At 66.4% G+C, this 3317-nt stretch carries 2 protein-coding genes; one reads left to right on the top strand and one right to left on the bottom strand.

Annotated features, from left to right (window positions below):
* The coding region (locus AB4Y84_RS16995; protein ID WP_442250502.1) for a TonB-dependent receptor plug domain-containing protein at window positions 1-2411 on the bottom strand (2411 nt) is incomplete at its 3' end.
* Between the two features lie 239 nt (window positions 2412-2650).
* Here AB4Y84_RS16995 and AB4Y84_RS17000 point away from each other — a divergent pair.
* Window positions 2651-3127 carry a DUF3574 domain-containing protein gene (locus tag AB4Y84_RS17000; protein WP_162887688.1) on the top strand — a complete coding sequence of 159 codons (477 nt, stop codon included), beginning with the start codon at window positions 2651-2653 and terminating at the stop codon, window positions 3125-3127.
* The last annotated feature ends 190 nt before the right edge of the window (window positions 3128-3317 follow it).

A 3317-nucleotide genomic window follows, 5' to 3' on the forward strand; every position in this document is an offset into this window, starting at 1 on the left:
CCGTAGTAATACGCACCGTTGCTGCCGATCGGCGACAGCACGTCGTAGGGCAGGTTGCCGAAGTAGTGGATGTCCTCGTTGGAGCGATCCGGGTAGTTGTCGGTCAGGTTCTGCCCACCGATGGCCACGCTCCACTGCGGGGTGATGCGGTATTCCACTTCCGCATCCAGCTGCCACTCGGCCTGGTAGGTCTGGCGGGGAATGTAGCCATCACCGAAGTTGAATACGCGGGTCGCGCTGCCGTAGCGGTTCACCCGGCTGCTCAGCGACCAGTGGTCGTTGCTCCAAGCGGCTGAGAAACTGCCACGGGTGCGCGGGGTGGCGTCGGTCAGCGTATTGGTCTCTTCGATGCCGAACAGCACGTAGTCCGGGTCCAGCGCCTGCAGCTGCGCCGGTGTGGCCAGCACGTTCTTCAGCGTGGTCTTGGTGTAGGCGTAGGTGCCGGTCAACAGCAGCTGGCCATCGCCCAGCGACTGCCGCCAGTTGCTCACCAGCTCGGCGCCGCGGGTGCGCGTGTCGGCGGCGTTGACGAAGAAGCTGGCACTCTGCAGGCCGCCGACGCCGTAGTTGGTGGCCACGTAATCGGTCAGCGCATCGCCGGTGATGCTCTCGGACAGTGCGATGCGGTCGTCGATGTCGATCTGGAAGAAGTCCAGCGACAGGTCGAAGTGCTCGCCGATGCGGCTGGTGAAGCCGAGCGAGGTGTTCAGCGACTTCTCCGGCTTCAGGTCCTGCGCACCCAGGCCACGGGCGATGGGGTTGTTGACCGAGAGCAGGCGGCCCTGCACCAGCTGGCCGCCGGCGTTGTAACCGGTGGAGGTGGATTCGTAGCCGATCTGCGCCAGCGACGGTGCGCGGAAATTGTTGGAGATCGCGCCGCGCAGGGCGAATGCCGGGGTGAACTCGTAGCGCAGTCCGAGCTTGCCGGTCAGTTCGCCGCCGAAGTCATCGCTGTGCTCGTAGCGCGCGGCCAGGTCGGTGGAGAATTTTTCGCTGAACTGGCTGGACAGGCTGGCGTAGACGCTGGCCACATCGCGCGACAAGGTCGCCGCGTCCTGCGGAGTCAGGCCACCGCCTGCCTGCGAGCCGGTCGGACGATCGGTGTACGGGCCGGCGGCGTAGCTGGCCGGGTCGCCTGGACGGGTCTGGTAGCGCTCGTGGCGGGCTTCGGCGCCCAGGCCCAGGGTGTGGCTGATGCTGTCGCTCTGCGAGAACACGCGGCTCAGGTCGACGTTGCCCACGGTCTGCGCGTACTCGTAGTCCGCGGTCTTGAAGCGGGTCGGGCTGGTCGGGCCCAGCGAGGCATTCAGCGAATCGCGCAGACGATAGGTGAAGTCGTTCTGGCCGTAATCCAGGCTGCCGTCATAACTCCATTCACCCCACTGCCCACGGATACCGGCCACCGCCTGCACATCGCGGTTCTCGCCTTCGGAGATCGGCCGGTAGCCATTGGGGTAGACCTCCTTCCAGTTGGCATCGCCATCGGGATAGCGGAAGTAGTTCGCGCCTTCGGTATCACGCTGGTTGAAGGTACCGAACGCATAGAACGTCGCGGTCTTGCCCACCGGAATCTCGGTGTTCAGCCACAGATTGATGTCCTTGCTGGCGCCATCGCCGAGCACGTAGTTGCGCTTGCCCTGCAGGGCAAGATTGGCCTCGGTCTGGTCCCACGGCGGAATCTGGTCGAAGCCGGCGCGGTTGGTGCCGTTGCGCTTCTTGTATTCCAGGCCGACGCGCAGGAAGCCGCCGTCTTCGCCCAGCGAGGTGCCGATCTTGGCACTGAGGTTGCCCGTCTGGCCGTCGGTGAGGGTGCGGCCGATCGGCTTGAGGTCGGTGTGGTTGGCGCCGTAGCTGGCTTCGATCTCGCCGCCGTCGCCGCCGTTGTCGAGGATCACGTTGATCACGCCGGCCACCGCATCGGAGCCGTACAGCGCACCGGCGCCATCGCGCAGTACTTCGATGCGCTTGATGGCGCTGACCGGGATTGCGTTGAAGTCGACCGGGGTGGTGCCCTTGCCGATCTTGCTGTCGGTGTTGACCAGCGCGGTGTGGTGGCGGCGCTTGCCGTTGATCAGCACCAGCACCTGGTCCGGCGACAGCCCGCGCAGCTGCGCGGCGCGCACGTGGTCGGCGCCGCCGGAGTTGGACTGGCGCGGGAAGTTGAACGAGGGCAGCAGGGCCTGCAGGGCGCTGCCCAGTTCGCCATTGACCACGCCGGCCTTGCGGATGTCCTCGGCGGTCAGCACGTCCACCGGCGACGTGGATTCAAGCACGGTGCGGTCGGCGGCGCGGGTGCCGGTGACGATCACCGTGTCCAGGTTGGTGGCGGCGTTCTGGGCCGAAGCCAGGGCGGGGGACAGGGCGAGCGCGATGGCGAGGCCGAGCGGCGACGCGGACAGGCGGGGGGACATGCGGACTCCAGCAGCAACGACGTGGGGAAGGGGGTGAAGATAGTTTCACTTACATCCATCCGGATGAAGCGATATATTATCTTGGCGTGAGGAGACGGTGCGATGCAAGTCCCGGCTCCCATTGCATCACTTCATGCCCTGCCGGCATGAAGGCATTGGTTGCAGCCGCAACCGAGGCGCAGGTGTACCCTCCGTGCCCCTTCGTCGTGCTTTTTTCCCTTCCCGGAGTGCTATTCCCGATGAAACACCTTGGCCTTGTCTTCGCCGTGCTGCTGGCCACCAGTGGCTGCGCCAGCCTGTCCTCCAAGGCGCCCAGCGCCTATGCCACCACCGCCGACCTGCAGGGCGACGCCGCGCGTCCGTCCAGCGGCCACGGCTGGGTGCGCAGCGAGCTTTATTTCGGCGTGGGCGAAGAGCAGGGCGCCGGTGACCGCCCGCAGGCCGACACCATCAGCGATGCGCAGTGGCGCGCGTTCCTGGACAAGGAAGTGACGCCGCGCTTCCCGGACGGCCTGACCGTGTTCGATGCCTACGGCCAGTGGCTGTTCCGTGGCGATGCTGCCCCGAACCGCCTGCGCACCAAGGTGCTGGTGGTGCTGCACGAGGACAGCCCGCAGCGCCGCGCCGACATCGAAGCGATCCGTCTGGCGTGGAAGCAGCAGACCAGGCATCAGTCGGTACTGTGGTCGCGGCAGGCAGTTGACGTATCGTTCTGACCTCGACGCGCCACTGTGGCGCTGCAGGGAATGACGATGACACCCAGGGGTGTGCTGATGGCGGTGATGCTGGCCGGTCTGTTGGCGCCGGCGGCACAGGCGCAGGACGAGGACCGGGGCCCGCTGCGGTTTTCGCCGGCAGCGGGCGTGCAGGCGGCGGTAGAGGTACAGGAGGACGGCATGCTTGCCG

The sequence above is a fragment of the Stenotrophomonas sp. 2YAF22 genome (genome assembly GCF_052114665.1).
Taxonomy (GTDB): Bacteria; Pseudomonadota; Gammaproteobacteria; order Xanthomonadales; family Xanthomonadaceae; genus Stenotrophomonas; species Stenotrophomonas indicatrix.

Bases quoted from the DNA above. Each gene is read 5' to 3' on its own strand.
- AB4Y84_RS17000 (WP_162887688.1), top strand. From the start codon at position 2,651: ATGAAACACCTTGGCCTTGTCTTCGCCGTGCTGCTGGCCACCAGTGGC.